The organism is Mesorhizobium australicum WSM2073, from assembly GCF_000230995.2.
GTDB lineage: Bacteria > Pseudomonadota > Alphaproteobacteria > Rhizobiales > Rhizobiaceae > Mesorhizobium > Mesorhizobium australicum.
This window is the reverse complement of record NC_019973.1, coordinates 5797062-5814175: the sequence shown is the minus strand read 5'-3', so window position 1 is coordinate 5814175 and position 17114 is coordinate 5797062. Positions and strand designations below refer to the sequence as shown.

Genomic DNA, 17114 nt, shown 5'->3' with positions numbered 1-17114 from the left:
ATGTCGTGAGAGACGTCGACGCGCTGCACGTAGTCGCGCACGAGGCGCCGCCATCGGGTCATCCAGCCGAAAGTTCGCTGGACGGCCCAGCGGCGGGGGAGGCTTTCGAAGCCCTTCTGTCGTTGGATCGGCGGATTGCCTGCACGACGAAGTCGAGATAGGCGGCTTGTCCGTGAGCTTTAGCGATGGTAGGCGCCGTTACGAACAGATGCTTGGCCAGGGCCAGCGCTGGCGGATGTCATCCAGGTCGCCTGAGCGCCGGCGCTGTCTGGCCGGCTCATCCCGTATCGACCGCGATATCGCGCTTGCGTGCAACGTTTTTTTCAGCACCAGAGCCAGGTTTTGGGGGTCTGGAACAGAAACGCCGCGCGATTTCGCCAATCCAGGTAGCGCTTTGTCTTCCTGACGAACTGGGTCATCCGCCCACGACCCGGTTTTGTCCACGTCCGGAACTCGAAACACAATTCGCCTCACCTCAAACAAAAATTCCGATATCCAAACGGCGTCTTAACAACTGAAGAGACCGGACGGGACGACAAGAGACCACGGCGATCCAATTGCGTCGCCACTGGATCGCTGCAGCGTGGCACAATTATTGCTATCGCGCCATCGCATTTCGAGATAGATTACATCCATTGGAGTCCACCCTCGGATGTACCCGTGGAAATCAGGCAGTTAAGATATTTCGTCGGCGTGGTCGAAGCAGGCAGTTTTACGAAGGCCGCTGGTTTCCTTAATGTCGCCCAGAGTGCGCTGAGCCTGCATGTGCGTCAACTAGAGGAGGGCTTCGGCACTCAGCTGCTGATACGCGACAGAACCGGCGTCAGCGTCACCGCGTCAGGAGCCAAATTGCTCGAGCGGGCACGGGCGATCCTCAACGAAATTCGACTTACCGAGGTGGAATTGACCAACACAGCTTCTTCCCCTGCAGGGGAGGTAACTATTGGCATTCCATCTGGAGCAGCCCGCGTCCTGAGCGGCCTGCTGCTTGAGTCGGTGAGAAACGAACTGCCCAAAGTGTCCCTTAAGATGGTCGAGGGAATGACTGGCCCGCTGGAGGAGTGGATGGCTGCTGGACGCTTCAATCTGGCGGTCCTCTACCGCACCGCGGACAGTGTAGGGCGAATGACGGTGCTAGCGCGCGAAAACCTTTGTCTGGTGGTCCCGTCCGGTGAGCCACCCTTCGAAGATGCAATATCTCTAGCTGACCTGCATGCATTCCCGCTGGCTGTTCCCATGCGCAACAACAATGTAAGGCGTTCCGTGGCTGATGTCGTCGCACAACATGGTTGCGCGCTGGACGTCAAGTTTGAAGTGGACTCGCTTTCAACGATCATCAACATGGTCATAGAGGGCAAAGCCCATTCTATTCTCGCCCCGTCTGCGGTTCAGAAAGAAGCCGCTCAAGGGCTGGTGCGGACCGTGAAGATCGTTGATCCGGTGATTACCCGCTCGGTTGTGCTTGCTGTAAATCCGAAGGACGAGCGTTCTGCGGCCGTCTCCGCGGTCCGCAAGATCATCCCCAAGGTGGCCAGAGAGTTAATAGAGAGCCGCGGCTGGGCAGCATCCATTCCTGACGCGACCTGACAGCCGTCGATCTATAAAATACGGCACGACTATTTGCCATTCGAAAGATCGATCTGGATTCCAGATGGATTTCGGCACTAATCGATATTTGACCCACCGCGACCATCGCGATGAAACTGGCTCGAGCGAGTTCAGCGGTTTCGATATTGAAACGGCACTCGTATGGCAAGAATTACACAAGTGGAGCGCGCGATGTCCGACGCCAGGAGCCACCAGCTCTTTATCAATGGCAAATGGCGAGCCGGCGGTAGCAGAGCCACATTGCCGGTAGTTAATCCGGCGACGGAGAAGGTATTTGCTTCGGTGGCTTCGGCGACGGTGTCGGATTTGGATGAGGCTCTCGCTTCGGCAGAACGGAGCCGCAAGGCGTGGTCGTCGCGGCCAGCCAAGGATCGTGGCGAGATCCTCGTAGCCGCCGCCAGGATTCTAGCAGAGAAGGCTGGAGCCGCAGCCAGGGACCTGTCGGCCGAACAGGGAAAGACGATTGCCGAAGCGACAGGTGAGTACCTGCGCGCCGTCGAAACGCTGGAATGGAACGGCAGACATGCCGAAGAGCTGTCGGCCCCGATTCCGGTGGGCCCGAACCGGATGGTCGTCCCGGAGTCGCTCGGTGTTGTTGCTGCGTTTACGCCATGGAATTATCCGGCCGTTCTCATCGCCCGCAAGCTCGCCCCAGCGCTGGCGGCAGGCTGTCCGGTGATCCTCAAAGGGGCTGAAGAGACACCGAGCGTAGCTGTCCATATCGTGGAATCGTTGCGTCAAGCAGGCATTCCGGATGGCGTGGTCAATCTCGTCTTCGGTGTTCCAGTGCATATATCGCGGCATCTCCTCAGTTCGCCAATAGTGAAGGTCTTGACTTTCACGGGCTCGACCGAGGTGGGGAAACAGCTGGCCACGCTCGCCGCGAATAACTTGCAGCGTTGCATCCTTGAACTCGGTGGACACTCGCCGGTTATTGTGTGTGAGGATGCCGACCTGGGAAAGGCCATCCCGGCAATTTCGGAATACAAGTTCGAGTGCGCTGGCCAGAGCTGCAACGCGCCCAGCAGGGTTCTCGTCGCCCGGTCCCGCTATGAGGAATTCCTGTCCCAAATGACGGATGCGGCTCGAAAGATCAAAATCGGGCTACCAGACGACCCCTCAACTGACATGGGTCCTATGGCGAACACGCGGCGAATCGAGGCCATGCAGCGCCTGACCAAGGATGCGGTCGAACGCGGCGCCCGTATCGAGACCGGTGGCTCTCGGCTCGACCGGCCGGGCTTCTACTGGCCGCCAACCATCCTGACGGGCGTACCGAAAGAAGCCAGAGTGCTGCATGAAGAGCCGTTCGGACCGATCCTTACGATTGCGCCTTTTGACGAGCTAGATGAGGCGATCGAGGAGGCCAACGCCACCGATTATGGCTTGGCCGCTTACTTCTTCACGGACGCTGCCAATGCGCAACGAAAGCTGATTAATAGTCTTTCAGCGGGAGCTGTCAGTGTGAATTACCTGAAAGGGGTTTCCGCGGACGCGCCTTATGGAGGCGTCAAGCAAAGCGGCTATGGATACGAGGGCGGCGAACAGGGGGTGCGAAGCTTCCAAATCCTCAAAATGGTCAATGGTCTCAGCTCATTTGGATGAAATCGGTGGGAAATAGAACGCGGACCATCGCCGGCAAGGATATCACAAGGAGCGTTGCCGACGCCCTTCAGTACATCTCGTATTACCATCCTCCAGATTACATCCGGTCTCTTTCGCAGGCCTACGTGCGTGAACAGAGTCCAGCGGCGAAGAATGCCATCGGACAGATCCTCGCTAATTCCCGTATGGCGGCCTTCGGACGGCGGCCAATGTGCCAGGACACCGGTCTTGTGGTGGTCTTCGCCAAGGTCGGTATGGACGTCCGCATCAACTCAGCAGCCAGTTTCGCAGACCTCGTGAATGACGGCGTCCGTCAGGCATATCTCGACCCGGACAACCCGCTTAGGGCATCAATTGTTGCCGATCCGCTTGCCCGACGGATGAACACCCGTGACAACACGCCGGCAGTGGTCCACGTTGACCTTGTGCAAGGTAATAGGATTGAGATCACCATTGCGGCAAAAGGCGGCGGGTCGGAGAACAAGGCACGCTTTACCACCCTGAACCCGAGCACCTCGGTTGCCGACTGGGTGGTCGATACCGTTTCGACCCTTGGAAGCGGATGGTGTCCGCCCGGCCTGATCTCCGTTGGCATCGGTGGTAGCGCTGAAAAGGCGATGCTGCTGGCCAAAGAGGCCATGAACGAGCCCATCGATATGGTGGAACTGATTGCCAGGGGAGCGTCCAGTCCAGAGGAGGGGCTGCGGATTGAGCTTTATGAGCGGATCAACGCGCTTGGTATTGGGGCCCAAGGCCTTGGTGGCCTGACGACAGTCGTTGACGTCAAGGTTGCTACCTATCCTACTCATGCGGCGTCCAAGCCCGTGGCCCTCATCCCGCAATGTGCCGCCAACCGGCACGTGAAGTTTACTTTGGACGGCTCTGGACCCATCAGCCTCCAGCCGCCCGATCTGAGCGAATGGCCCGAAATTGGAACGGACGAATTGAGGCCAGCCGGCGTACGCAGGATCAATCTTGATACGCTGGCGAAGGAAGAGACAGCATCGTGGCGCTGCGGGGAAACCCTCCTTTTATCCGGAACGATGCTGACGGGCCGTGACGCAGCCCACAAGCGGATCGTCGAGTTGATCGACGCCGGCAAGCCGCTTCCCTTCGATCTGCAGGGACGCGTTATCTACTACGTTGGACCCGTCCGCGCGGTGGGAGATGAAGTCGTCGGACCGGCTGGGCCAACGACCTCCAGCCGAATGGACGATTTTACGGAAAAGGTACTAGCCGAAACCGGGCTTTTCGCGATGGTGGGCAAAGCGGAGAGAGGGCGGGCGGCAATACAGTCGATTGCAAGATACAAAACGCCGTATCTCATCGCGGTGGGAGGGGCTGGCTACCTGATCTCAAAATCAATTAAGTCAGCGCGGCTTGTGGCCTTCGAAGACCTTGGCATGGAAGCTGTCTATGAATTCGAGGTGAAGGACATGCCTGTCATCGCAGCTGTCGATGTCGAGGGAAACTCCATTCATGATTCCGGCCCTCTTGAGTGGCGAAAGCGCATGGCTGCGGACAGCATCGCACGCAACATCGGCGTTTGAGCCTTCTGACCAAGCTCGGTTGGTTGACGTCAATTCTATTGTCGACAACGGCTTAACTAAGAGCACAACTCATGAAGTCGAAACCCAATCCTGCGGGCCTGGACGCTTGGGACTTACGGATTCTCTCCGAGATTCAGTCAGACGGCCGAATTTCAAAAAGCGAGCTTGCGAAGCGCGTCCATTTGTCGGCTTCGGCTTGCTCGGATCGGCTCCGTGCGCTCGAAGCTGGAGGAATTATTGAGGGATTCTACGCACGGCTCAGTCCAGCCCTCATTGGCGGCATGATCTTTGTAATGGTGGAGGTCGTGCTGGACCGTCATCGCCTTGAGGACCAAAGACACTTCGAGGTCGCGATCCAAGATTTTCCCGAAATCTTGGATTGCTGGGCAATTGGCGGAAGGATCGATTATCTGATGCGCGTCGCAACACTTTCCATGGCTACCTATCAAGATTTCATGGAGGGGCTGCTGCAGGCAGGGCTGGGGATTGATCAATATTACAGCCTTGTGGTGACCAAACCTGTGAAATCAAATGCGCCGATTCCCTTGTCCTCACTAAGACAACGGTAGACGCCCAGGCGTTATTCCTGCGGGTTTGGACCTCCATTCCGCGAATTCCGTGGCGAAACACGCGCATTCCCGTCAAACCCGAAGGAACGCTTCCCGTATAAGAGGCAACTGGTCAAGCCCTGCCCGTAATCAACGGGAGAAGAGGGATGTGCGCGCCAGAGATATCTTGAAACCAAGCAACTGCGAGAGAAGGATCCATGGCTGCCAAAGAGAAGTTCAAGTTCAAAATCGAAAACGAAAATTACGATTGGGACAACCGGTTCATAACCGGCGCCGAGGTGCGAGGCGTGGGCCCTGGCATACCGGATAGCATGGACCTTTATGTGAAAAGGCCAGGCCAGCCTGGCCAGTTGGTTGGGCGCGAGGACCCGATCGACTTGCTGCCACCGGGGATCGAAAAGTTCTACGCGCAGGATGCAAGTTCCGAAGCCGGAATTGAATGATGCCCCTGTTGTTCGATTCTGATTACGAGACACTCCACAAAGCCGGCGTCAATTTTGAAGAAGAGGAGGGCGCCCGTTTCCTAATATTCAAAAGCTTTCCGCTGCCGAAAGGGATTTACCTGGCAGATGCAAAACCTGCAAACGCTGTCGATGTGTTGTATGAGATTCCGCAGAATTACAATAGCTCGGGTGGGGACATGTTCTGGGTTCACCCACGACTTCACCGGGCTGACGGCAAGCCAATACCAAATACTGGCGGACCTGGTTCCAATGAGGATTCGCGTACGCACAAGGCGACAGTGTTTTGCCGATGGTCCAGACACTGGCATAAAAATGCCTGGAAGCCAAAGGTCGACGACGTCCGGACAATTATGGACCGAATCTCATGGGCGTTTAAGTACCCGGACGCGAGGCGTTCATGAACGGACATCGGATTTCGATTATCGGTTCCCTCGACGATAAGCTCAAGAGCTGGTTGACCGGGCACCCCGACGGTGACGAGCGGGGCGCGCTCGTCCTCTTCCGCAAAATTGAGAGAACCGTACTGGGTCTGCCGCCGTCAACGCGTTTTGTGGCCGTTGACGCGATTGAGATGGATGGCGACTGGGTGCTGGACAGCTCCCCGGTGCACTTGCGCATCAATCTCCGCAAGTTCCAGGATATCTACTTTCGTTGCGAGCAGGAGCGGCTCGAGCTGGGGTTTGCCCACAGTCACCCAAGGGGCGTTCTGGATTTCTCGACGAAGGATGATGAGAACGAACAAAGCATTCTGAGGGGATACGCTGGCTGCAATGGACCTGAGGTATCACTTGTCGCGATGATTTTGGCCGACGGACATTGGCGTGCCAGAGTTCGGACGGGTGCGGCCCCTCACGGAGTGGCTGACGTCCGGCATGTCTGTGTGCTCGGGACGCAGCTGTCAGTTCACATGGGCAACAGGGTCGATGCTGCACCATCGGAAGTGCTAAGGCGACAAGAAGCTGCATTTGGCGAACCATTCAACGAGAAGATCAGATCGTTGCGCGTAGCAATCGTCGGAGGAGGGGGAACAGGGTCTTCAGTCGCCACACTTATCGCTCGCGCGGGTGTAGGCGAACTCATCGTTGTAGACGGCGATTCGCTCGAAGCTAGCAATCTCAACCGCGTTCGCGGATATCGCCGTTGCGATGTAGGCGAGAGCAAAGCTGCTACGTTAGCCCGATATGTCCGGGATCTGGGCCTGAGAGTGACTGTCGTTGCCATTGAGGGGTATGTGAACGAGTCTCCAGAAGCGGTCGATGCCATTTCCAGCGCCGACTTGGTGTTCGGTTGTACTGATGATGTCGCTGGGAGAGAAATTCTCAATCAGGCGGTTTACTATTACTGCCAAGGACTTATCGACTGCGGGCTCACGGGCAATATTGGTCTTGACCAGGACCGTCAGCCGTACCTACGTGATCATAGAGGGCGGGTTAGCACAGTTCTTCCCGAATCTGGTGGGTGCTTAAGATGCCAAGGCGTCGTCACCGAGGAAAAGCTCGATTACGAGAGTGCACTGAAGGCGCGTCCGGAGCTGGCGGAGCTGGATCCAGAGACGCTCCGGGAAGAGTATTATCTGATCGGGGGCGGGGAGCGGGCGCCCGGAGTAGGTCCCTTCACCAGTGCGACCGCCGACATGGCCGTAGCGACCTTGTTTGATCTGGTGCGCCCCTATAGGCGGCTTGCGAGCGACATTCGCCGCGACAATATATGGTACGATTTCGTGCACATGGTAATTTACAGCAATATGCCAAAAGACAACGCTGGTTGTTTTTGCTGCGGTCCAGACGGTTTATTGCTCGCACGCGAGAATGGCTACCGGCTCGGAATGCCGTCACTCGGCAAGCTGTGTTGATTCGCATGTGGTCTTGGTTGTTAAGTTTCCTACGGTGGGTAGAGGAAATCATTCTCGGTCCACGTGGTCCAAAAACACCGGCGGACGGAGTTCCTTCTGAGGCATCGCTCGCGGACGTATCTTTCGCTCGCAATGATGTGGTTGAAAAAACGCCCCCGAATGACGCGGTTCGGCCGGGACATTTCATCAGCGTCGTGCATAAAGGCCGACCATACTGGGCACTCTTTAGGTGTCCCTGTGGGTGTGGGGATGTGGTTTCATTGCCAACCCACGCGCCGCATAACCCCAGGTGGCGCATTGAGGTGAGCCTGGAGGGCCGGCCAACGTTGCATCCCTCCGTTTGGAGAACCAAAGGATGCCTGAGCCATTTCTGGCTCAGCGACGGAAGGGTCTATTGGTGTGAAGACACCGGTGTCGAGCCTTGGCGAGCCCGACCAGACATATATGCAAGAAAACTCTAGAGTAGGTCCTGGAGCCGCGGACGCGTTTGCGATAAGGCCCGCGCGGCTTCACCGGGCGACGCACCCTTGTCATGGAGATGGGCCGCGCCACCGCGGGGTCTCGGCAACGGCCTTCATCGGGAACTGTCACTCGGCTGCAACAAGCGCCGCAAGTCGGTTTATTTTGAGTCCGACCCGGCCAGCGCGTCCTTGAGGATCTCCACTTGCATGGTCTTGCGGCCGAGAAGCCGCTCGAGGTCGCGAACGCGCTCTTCAAGCCCCCGCACTTCTGAACTCCAAAGATTCGACCGATCCCACCGCAGCCGCTGCAATTCAATCCGTCGATAGTCGTCAGCCGCCTGTGCTTGACGATACCCCCAAGCCTCCCACATTAGCCGACTGTCCGGTCCAAACGGGCCCAGTCCAGGCAAAGGTACACAGCTCAGCTGATTTCCACGGCATCTGATCCCGATTCCGCGAATTCGTCTGCAAAAAACATCCATTCCCGCGAAATTCGAGCCGTCTTTCCGGTATACTGCTTGCCAATGAGCTGGCCGGCCGAGTGCCTCCGCCAGTGTGTTGCGAGGAGAGGAACATGCGCTTGAGCAATCTGGGAACCGAGCAACTCCGGGAGAAGGATCGAAGCTTCGTCTTTCATCCGTCTACCCATCTGGCCAAGCACAGCCGAGGCGAGACCCCAAATCGGATTATGGCCGGTGCAGAAGGCGTCTACATCTGGGATACCGAAGGCAGGAAGAGCCTCGACGGTTTCGGAGGGCTCTACTGCGTCAACATGGGATATGGATGCACGGAAATTGCCGAGGCTATCGCCCGGCAAGCGCATGAGCTGCCGTTCGCACACGTCTATGCCAGCCAGGGGACGGAGCCGGTCGCCCTTTTGGCAGAGGCGATAGTTGAGTATTTCGGACGGAACATGCGACGGGTCTATTTTGGCCTATCCGGTTCCGATGCCAACGAAACCAACATCAAGCTGGTCTGGTACTATAATAACATCCTCTGTCGGCCCGAAAAGAAAAAGATCATTTCACGAAATCGTGGCTATCACGGATCTGGATTGGTCACCGGTAGCCTGACGGGGCTTCCCTTCTTCCATAATTTCTTCGACTTGCCCCTGGATTTGGTGCGCCATACAACGACGCCGCACTACTATCGCCAAGCGCGTACCGGGGAGATCGAGGAAGCGTTCTCCCAGCGCTGTGCCGATGAGCTTGAGGCGTTGATCCTGACCGAAGGCCCCGAGACTGTTGCGGCTTTTATCGGAGAGCCGGTACTTGGAACAGGAGGTATTGTGCCGCCCCCCACAGGGTACTGGACGGCCATTCAAGCGGTGCTCGACAAGTACGATATCCTCCTCATTGCCGATGAAGTGGTCTGCGGCTTCGCGCGAACCGGCGAGAAGTTCGGTTCCCACCTGTACGACATGCGCCCGGATTTCGTGACGATCGCCAAGGGTTTGAGTTCCGCCTACCTCCCTATATCCGGGTCAATCATTGGCGAGCGAGTCTGGTCGGTTTTGGAACAAGGAACCGAGAAGCACGGCGCACTTGGCCATGGATGGACATATTCCGGTCACACGCTTTGTGCTGCGGCCGCGCTTGCCAATATTCGACTGCTAAAAGAAAGAAACATCCTGGAACATGTGAAGGATGTCGGACCGTACTGGCAGGCCCGCATGAAAGCCGAACTGGCGGGACATCCCATCGTCGGCGAAGTTCGCGGAGTGGGTATCCTATCCGCGGTAGAGATGATGCGGGACCCGAAACAAAGGATACCATTCGATCCTGACCTTCAGGTCGGGGTGCGCACTGCAGCTGCTCTGTTTGAAAATGGTGTGATCGGACGGGCCATGCCGCATGGCGACATCCTCGGCTATGCGCCACCTCTGATCATTACCCGAAAAGAGATCGACATCATCGTCGGTGCGACCGCGAAATCAGTCGATGCCACATATCGCGCGCTGAAGGCTGAGGGTGCCGTATGATCTTCCAAAGGCGACGGGATTGAGCACTGGCATGACCATGTGCCAGAATGCTGTCATATCATCCCGTGAAAACTCTGCACGGACCAGTAGTAAAGATCTGGCTGCGTCAGGGGCTGTCCTTGGGTGATGCTGGGCTTGACTGCATTCTGTTGCGCCGAGCAAACCCAAATAGTTGAATTCCAGACATCTGATCCTGAGCATGCTCCGGACCACTTTACTCGCAAGTTGTAACCGAACCAGTTCTGCCGCCACTGTCCTGTCCCCCAACAACCAGGGCCTTTGTGCGGCGCGCCCTGCCGGTGTACCTCCCCGCCGGCAGGGCGCCCTTTTTGATTCACCCCATCACGATCATTATGGGCGGCCGGAAATCAGGCGTTCAAAGATGATTTGCGTGTTGGGATGCAGATCGAACTTAGACGCGACTTTACACCATTGCAGCGCGCCATCCCTACCGTTCAACGGAGCGGCCACGCCGAAGATATCGTCCTCAATCATCGATCGCAGCAGAACAATCGCGGCGGTGAATTCTCACATCTCAAACCCAGTGTGGCCACATCTGCTGATCAGCCTCCGCGACGCCTGCGAAGTCAATGACAGTTGTCCGGCCATGCACGCCGCGGCCGGGAGGCGTGCAGAAAGAGGAAGAAGCGAGCGCGACTATGACGAGGGACATGCCACTTGTTTTCGAGACATTCCTTGAAAGACTGTCACAGAGTGTCGATGAAGCAGATTTCCGGGAAGCCTTGGCTGAGGCGGCCGCAAGATTTGACCTACTCTCTTTTGCGTACCTGTCTTTGCCATCACTGCCTTCCGGCAAGCCAAAGCTAATTTCGAATTACCCACCTCGCTGGGCCATGCAGTATCTGGAAAATCAGTATGAGAAGCTCGATCCTGTCATCTTGCGTGCTCGAAATGGCGGCCGCCCGTTTCAATGGGGGTCGGATTTGTGGGGCGGTAAGATGTCGCCGGCTCAACAGCAGCTATTTGATGAGGCGGCCCGATTCAGCATCCGCTGCGGATTGACGATCCCAATCGTCGATCTACGAGGCCGCACTGCCGCGGTTACGTTCGCCGCCGATGAGCCTCGTCCAGTATTTCTTCGGGTCATCGAGCGGTACGAACAAGCTCTTCAGCTGATGGCCACCTGCTTTCATCGCTGCGTTCGCCGCAAACTGCCGGGCGATCGAACCGTGGATGGGATCTTGCTGACATCGCGCGAATATATGTGCCTGCGGTCGGCAGCGCGCGGCAATTCGGCCTGGGTAACCGGCCGCATCTTGGGCATTAAGCCGCGCACCATCGCATTCCATTTGGAGAATGCCAAGAAGAAGCTGGGCGTGCGCACGCAAAATCAGGCCATAGCCCTTTTGGGGTCCCAAGGGAGCTCGATCCTCTGAGTAGCTCTTTTGGTCCGCTGTGCTCGGGCCATCGGTCGCAGCATTTTAACAGCGGCGAAGGGATGCTGAGACCCTTTGTTCCGCCCGGCGTAGTCAGGCGCGATGCAGTCGTATATTCCCGTCACACTTTGCACTCAAAGGACTCAGTCGGCGTCTCGTTCCGACGCTAGTCCGCGTTGCATGGTTATGAGGATAGCTCGCCCCATACTGCTGACGCAAAGCGTCAACCGTGGCGGGCACCGGGTATTTGAATATCCAGCTTCACCGAAAACCTACACTTACTCGTGGGAGGAGCGGCACTCGATGACGTGCTGCTGTGGCTACTGCCCATCCAAACGGACGCGATCCTTTTGTCGCATCAGACCCCCAACCGGCCAAAACGATGCCCATGAACCGAATTGAGGCTGCCGTTGGCCGTTCCTGGATGCCTGATCAGGCGCCGAGGAGGGGGCTGTAGCCGAAGCAGTGGCGGCCACTGGGCGAGCACTGCGCAATTTCTCAGCTGTCGAACAATTCCTTGTACCCGCTTGTCATCACCCAGTTTGCACGGTCGAGATGACTGCGAACAGCCTTCCTCGCACGCTCCGGTTCTCGTCTCGGATCAATGCCGAGGATCAGATGTGCCATTTCCTCTTCGCTAGCATCGTCGCCGGATGCATCGAGGAGCCTCATGTAGGTTGTAAAGTGCTCCTTGTCGTAGGCTGTGATGCCGTCTGACCAGGGCACTTCGTCGGCAATCGCCATGTCCGATTTAGGCTGTAACATTGCTGATCCTAGCTCCAGATGATCGCCTCGGCGAACTTCTCTCCCGGCAAAATGTGAATTACATATTATAGTTGATAAACTCAAGTCGCCTGATCCGGTGGCTTGCGTGCATGGATATGCGCAAGTTGATCGGACGGAATGTGCAGCGGATCAGGCAAAGGAAGCGTCTGACCCAGGAGCAGCTTGCCGACATTTCCGGCTTCAGCCAGCAGTACATCAGCGGTTTGGAGAAGGGCCGAAGAAATCCGACGATCATCACGATCTATGAACTGGCGTTGGCGCTCGGCGTCAGCCACATGGATCTGGTACGGCCCGACAAACAGGCCTGAGGTGGCCGTTCATGTAAGCACTAGGCGCCAGCGCCTGACGGATCTTCCTCGGGGCGACCAGCTATCGCCGCCACCCTTTGCCGATGAGTGTTCCGGGGCTCGCGGGCAAGGTGACTGAGAGAACCAGCGCTACGACGTTACAGTCGAGGTTACGACGTGCTGATCAAAGGTGGGCGCGACGCATGCTGATCGCGTACCTCGACAGGCGTCCTTGTGCTGGGCGTTCTGCAGAAGTCGTCACGGGAAACCGAAACTAACCCGAGGAAGGGGGAACGCTAACGGGCGCCTGAGGGGGCCGTTGGCTAAAAGCGCGCTCACGAGGCCGCGCTATCAGAATCGGTACGTGACACCTGCGCCGATCAGCCAGGAATCGAGCTCCGCTTTCCCCGTCAGCTTGTTACCGGCCACGGTGACTTCGAAGTCCGGCTCCAGGAAAAGCTTCTTCACGTCGAAGCTGACGCCCCAGTGCTGGTCGAGCTTGTAGTCGAACCCGACCTGCAGCGCGGTGCCGAAGGTGTTCTTGACCTTGAGATCATCGGCGCTGCCGGCTTCCTGATGATAAAGGATCGTATAGTTCACGCCGGCGCCGACATAGGGTTTGAAGGCGCCGAAATCGGCAAAATTATACTGGAATGTGAGCGCGGGCGGCAGCAGCCAAACCTTACCGACCTTGCCTAGCCCCCATCGAGCGTTGGCCATTGATGTTGGCATAGGTGGTGCCGAGTATGAGTTCGGCGGCGACGTTGTCCGAGAATATCGAGTGCAGGCGTCACCGTGTTCGAATAGGAAAGACCGGAGCCAGACACCCATTGACGTAGCCCGAATCCCCCAGTGATGACCCTCAAGGCGCGCAGGCGGATCTGCCAGGGGCTTGGCCATTCCGCGACCGAAGGACCCTCGTCGGGGCCGCACGGTTCTGGAAGGTCTGACGCGACCGCCTGCTGTCCGATCAGCATCAGGACGACAGCCGCTGTTGCTGCCCGCGCAGGTTCATTCGCTTTGTTGACTGATATCTCTTGCTCTTCAGAACTAACGAATATTATGCAACTAGTCTATTTCAAGATAGATGGAGCTGTGCGCGCATTCTGACCAACTGTGATCGCGTTATTGCTTTTGTCGCAGTCCTGACCTGTGCTCCTTCGTTCGTCTTGCTTTCGTCGTGCTCCCGGTCGTCCATAAACGTTACCGGCGTGCCAGCCGATCGCGCCGCCAAGCAAATTGTCGCCTAAGCCAATGAACGCGCCCGGGTCGGATTGTCCTTGCCGTAGCTGTGCCCGCCCGGGCTGGTCCCGCAGAAGCAACCGGATAGGCACCGTATTAACCTAGCCGAATGTGGTCCCCCGAGGCGCGCAGGCGGATATGCCAAGAGCTTGACTCCTAGATTGGTGTCGTAGACGGGCACGGGTAAGCGCAACGGGACGGGGGAGGCGGGGAGGCGCAGGGACTTGTGGATGACTCGTCGCGACAACCTGCTGTGCCAGCAGCATCAGGACAACGGCCGTTACTACTCCCTGCGCCAGTTTCACTTACTTGATCCCATGGATTGCTCCTTGCTCTTCAGAAAATGGTAGACTGCATTGATTGAGATCGAGAGCGTGCGAGCGCGCTTTGCACAAACCGTCCTCGCATTATTTCCACCGTTCTCGCAGTCATCGACCTGTACTCAGTCATCCGAAGTTCGCCCTCCTCGGGTTCCCGATCCTTTGTGAAAGCTATCGGCGTGCCAGCCGATCGCGCTACGAAGGAAATTGATGCCAAGACTGATGAATGCAGCGCGCTCCCGATTGTCCTTACCGTGGCCGTGCCCGCCTGCGACGGGCTCGTAGAAATAAGCCGGATAGCCGAGGGCCTGCAGCTTTGCGGTCATCTTGCGCGCGTGGCCCGGGTGAACGCGGTCGTCCCGCTTCGTGGTGGCGAGCAGCATCGGCGGATAGGGCTGTCCCGGCGTGGCGGCGTGATAGGCGGAGAGTTCCTTCAGGAAAGCCCAATCCTCAGCCTTCTCCGGATCGCCATATTCGTCGATCCAGCTCGCGCCGGCCAAGAGCTTGGTGTAGCGGCGCATGTCGATAAGCGGAACCGTGCAGAACAGCGCGCCGAAATGCTCAGGATAGCGGGTAAGCATGTTGGCAATCAGCAGGCCGCCGTTCGAGCCGCCTTCGGCGGCAATCCGCCTCGGCAGTGTGATGCCCCTTCGCACGAGGTCGGCTGCTACGGCGGCGAAATCGTCATGGGCGAGACGCTTGCCCTCCCTCCGCCCGGCATCATGCCAGCGGGTGCCGAACTCGCCGCCCCCGCGGATATTTGCCACCACACACGTGCCGCCGCGTTCGAGCCACAGCTTGCCGAGCGACGAGTTGTAGTGGGGCAGGAGCGATATGCCGAACCCGCCATATGCGGAAAGGTGAACCGGGGCATCTCCGTTCCCGTTCGCCGGACCGACCTGCGTATAGGGGATCAATTCATCATCGATTGAGACTGCCTCGTGGCGCGTGACCACCAGTCCGGATGCGTCGAAATTCTCCGGGCTGCGCTTCAGGACCACTGGAGCGCCAAGAGGCGGCGCATCATTGAGATCAAGTAGGAGCAGTTTCGACGGTGTGATCGGGTCCTGGGCCGAAACGAAGACCTCTCCATTGGTCTCGTGATCTGCCGCATCGAGGGACCAGAGGTGGACGGTCCCTTGCGCCGGCACCGCGTCCAGGGCACGGCGCGTCCATTCCTGGTGACCCGGGGTCAACACCTCGAAACGCGGAGCGAGGTTCTCGAGGTAGGCGATAATGAGCTTCCCGTCATTCCAGAAGAATGACTGCAGACAGCGCCTCTCGCCCGGTTCAAACAGGGTGCTGAAACGGCGTTCGCCACCGATGAAAGAGGAAAGCGAGATGCCGATCAGCGCGTCCGCGGGATGGGTAGTCCCTCTCACTGTCCAGGGCTTGCGCGGCTTTACCGCCAGCCAATCACCGAAGCTGGCCCACCAGGCATCCCGAGGAAGGTTGATCTCAAGCTTCGGCCCGCTCCTGTCGCCGATTTGGACTATCTGCTTGAAGAAGCCAGTATTCTCGATGAACCAAAGGCGCTCGTTCTCGACCGTGTGATCCATATGACCAGACACGCTTAGGGATTCGGAACCCGTCCTGAAGATTACCGGCGCGGTGAGGGGATCGGCGCCACGCTTCCACAACCGCAAGGTCCGCGCGAATCCGGAGCGGGTGGCCATGCCATGGCCAAGCGCACTGAAAAGCAGAAGCGTGTCAGGGTCGAGCCAATTTATCCCGCCCTTGGCCTCTGGGAGATTAAACCCGTCCGCGACAATGCTCAAAGAGCTAAGGTCGAATTCGCGATGCACGACCGCGTCGCTGCCCCCGCGCGACAGGCGCAAGACGGCTCTTTCGCGCGTCTCAGGCTCGATCGACGCGCCGCCCCAGATCCAGTCTTCTCCGTCGCTAGCGGCCAGGGCGTCCAGATCGACCAGTAGCTCCCACTGGGGATCCGCCTTCATGTAGGCGGCAAGGGTGGTTCGGCGCCATTGTCCGCGCGGGTTTCCGGCATCTTGCCAGAAATTATAGAGGTACTGACCGCGGCGCGTGACAAGCGGAATCCTGTCGAAACGGTCGAACATCACTCTAAGCACCGCCCGGTCGCGCTCGAACTGCGTTCCCGCGAAGTGCTTCAGGGTCTTTGCCGACTGGCTGGCGGTCCACGCAAGTGCCCGTTCGCCTTCTACATCTTCAAGCCAAAGATGGGGGTCATCGTCGGGCGCATTCAGCGTTGGGCGAAAATCGAATTCGCTCATGGCCGAAAGACCTGAGGAATGAAAGCGGAAGGGCTCTCGTCCGCTCGAGAAGGCTCAATGTTTGCGGCGGCGTCCGCATGTTCAAAAACCGTGATCATGGATGAGTTCTTCCCAACCGGTGGCGTCGCAGTGCTCTTGCACATAGGACCGCAGCTCTCGTGCCAACTCGGAAGCCCTTACGGAACAATGAGATCGCTCTGACAGAGCTGTGTCAGATGTCAAACATCGTCGCGAAAGCGACAACGAGTGCACCCTGTGATCACCGGAACAACCTCAAGCCCTATAGCTGACACCGTGCAGCTCGCGATGAACTTGGTTGGCCGCCGACATCTTCGCTCCGGAACGCTTCACGCATGCGAGTCAATGGCAGCCACCATGATGTGATGGACGAGTGAGCGACTAAGACCGGCTGCACCTGTGGGTCTAGCCGGCGGCAAAAACCGGAGCCAGGCAAGGAACTGGGGCGCCGCTTGGGCAATCTGAGGGTTGCCCCAAGGCCTGCCGCAACCTTGGCCTGCACGGTCCCCTTCATTGGATTCTTGAAGTCTGTCGATCAAGCCAGCAAGCTGTTCGGGCGAACGCAGTGGACTGGTCCCCATGGCAACTTGGGGTGATGTCGGGGCCGCCGTCCGATATGCGATACGCGGGTCAGGAGGGGCGGTAGAGCCCAATGGGAGAAAATTCCCCCAGGAGACCTCCCGATCACTGACCTTATAGCGCCGCGCTACGACAACTTGCCC

13 protein-coding genes and 1 pseudogene are annotated in these 17114 nt (G+C 58.0%); 11 read left to right on the top strand and 3 right to left on the bottom strand.

Going from position 1 to position 17114, the window contains the following annotated elements; genetic code table 11:
- Positions 1-660 precede the first annotated feature (660 nt).
- The 10 genes from MESAU_RS27955 to MESAU_RS27910 all read left to right on the top strand — a co-directional run bounded on the left by MESAU_RS27955 (position 661) and on the right by MESAU_RS27910 (position 11487).
- A complete protein-coding gene (locus MESAU_RS27955) occupies positions 661-1587 on the top strand; it encodes a LysR family transcriptional regulator (RefSeq protein WP_013533410.1) in 927 nt (308 codons plus the stop codon).
- Between the two features lie 192 nt (positions 1588-1779).
- On the top strand, positions 1780-3213 hold the full coding sequence (locus MESAU_RS27950; RefSeq protein ID WP_013533409.1) for an NAD-dependent succinate-semialdehyde dehydrogenase: 1434 nt from the start codon (positions 1780-1782) through the stop codon (positions 3211-3213).
- Positions 3210-4763: a fumarate hydratase gene (locus MESAU_RS27945; protein WP_013533408.1), complete on the top strand. Its 1554-nt coding sequence runs from the start codon at positions 3210-3212 to the stop codon at positions 4761-4763. The genes MESAU_RS27950 and MESAU_RS27945 overlap by 4 nt, the downstream gene beginning before the upstream one ends.
- A gap of 71 nt (positions 4764-4834) precedes the next feature.
- A complete protein-coding gene (locus MESAU_RS27940; RefSeq protein WP_013533407.1) occupies positions 4835-5332 on the top strand; it encodes an Lrp/AsnC family transcriptional regulator in 498 nt (165 codons plus the stop codon).
- Between the two features lie 197 nt (positions 5333-5529).
- Entirely contained in the window at positions 5530-5775 is a 246-nt protein-coding gene (locus tag MESAU_RS27935) for a multiubiquitin domain-containing protein (RefSeq protein ID WP_041163544.1), read from the top strand.
- Positions 5772-6197 (top strand): E2/UBC family protein, encoded by a 426-nt coding sequence (locus MESAU_RS27930; RefSeq protein ID WP_338048492.1) that lies wholly within the window; start codon positions 5772-5774, stop codon positions 6195-6197. The genes MESAU_RS27935 and MESAU_RS27930 overlap by 4 nt, the downstream gene beginning before the upstream one ends.
- Complete coding sequence (locus MESAU_RS27925) at positions 6194-7648, top strand: HesA/MoeB/ThiF family protein (RefSeq protein WP_013533405.1); 1455 nt, start codon at positions 6194-6196, stop codon at positions 7646-7648. The genes MESAU_RS27930 and MESAU_RS27925 overlap by 4 nt, the downstream gene beginning before the upstream one ends.
- Positions 7649-7653: 5 nt before the next feature.
- A complete protein-coding gene (locus MESAU_RS32050) occupies positions 7654-8109 on the top strand; it encodes a ubiquitination-like system serine protease family protein (RefSeq protein WP_013897114.1) in 456 nt (151 codons plus the stop codon).
- A gap of 574 nt (positions 8110-8683) precedes the next feature.
- Positions 8684-10090: an aminotransferase gene (locus MESAU_RS27915; protein WP_013533403.1), complete on the top strand. Its 1407-nt coding sequence runs from the start codon at positions 8684-8686 to the stop codon at positions 10088-10090.
- Between the two features lie 671 nt (positions 10091-10761).
- On the top strand, positions 10762-11487 hold the full coding sequence (locus MESAU_RS27910) for a LuxR family transcriptional regulator (protein WP_420845285.1): 726 nt from the start codon (positions 10762-10764) through the stop codon (positions 11485-11487).
- A 498-nt stretch (positions 11488-11985) separates the two neighbouring features.
- On the opposite strand, the gene MESAU_RS27905 is transcribed toward MESAU_RS27910, so the two are convergent.
- Entirely contained in the window at positions 11986-12252 is a 267-nt protein-coding gene (locus tag MESAU_RS27905) for a DNA -binding domain-containing protein (protein WP_013533401.1), read from the bottom strand.
- Positions 12253-12362: 110 nt separating this feature from the next.
- Here MESAU_RS27905 and MESAU_RS27900 point away from each other — a divergent pair, with 110 nt between their 5' ends.
- On the top strand, positions 12363-12581 hold the full coding sequence (locus MESAU_RS27900) for a helix-turn-helix transcriptional regulator (protein WP_013533400.1): 219 nt from the start codon (positions 12363-12365) through the stop codon (positions 12579-12581).
- Positions 12582-12911: 330 nt separating this feature from the next.
- Here the strand turns inward: MESAU_RS27900 and MESAU_RS27895 are convergent.
- Together MESAU_RS27895 and MESAU_RS27890 are read right to left on the bottom strand one after the other, a co-directional pair.
- Positions 12912-13537, bottom strand: a pseudogene (locus MESAU_RS27895) (OmpW/AlkL family protein).
- A 707-nt stretch (positions 13538-14244) separates the two neighbouring features.
- On the bottom strand, positions 14245-16374 hold the full coding sequence (locus tag MESAU_RS27890; RefSeq protein WP_013533399.1) for a prolyl oligopeptidase family serine peptidase: 2130 nt from the start codon (positions 16372-16374) through the stop codon (positions 14245-14247).
- Between the last annotated feature and the right edge of the window lie 740 nt (positions 16375-17114).